The organism is Erwinia sp. PME.40.26/001, assembly GCF_055556675.1.
In genome coordinates, this window is record NZ_JBVHNP010000242.1 from 1 (window position 1) to 262 (window position 262).

Consider the following 262-nt stretch of genomic DNA (forward strand, 5'->3'; position numbering starts at 1 on the left):
CGGGCGGATTCCGGTCGTGTTCCTCGGGCAGGTGCTGCTCGCGGCCGCGTTGGTGGTCGCCGCGACGCTCTCGTGGTCGCAGGCCGGCGTGCTCGTGGCGCTGGTCCTCCTGGGCCTCGGGTGGAGTGCCGCAACCGTCGCGGGTTCGGCGCTGCTCACCGAAGCGACTCCGCTGGCCGCTCGCCCGCGCCGACAGGGGCGGAGCGATACACTGATGACGGCGTGCGCGGCGGTGGGGTCGGTGCTCGCCGGGCTCATCCTG

1 protein-coding gene is annotated in these 262 nt (G+C 74.4%); it reads left to right on the forward strand.

From position 1 onward, the window contains the following. Nucleotides 1-262, forward strand: a 262-nt coding sequence (locus ACZ3HG_RS24025; protein WP_465334924.1) for a hypothetical protein, incomplete at both ends; no start/stop codon positions are given.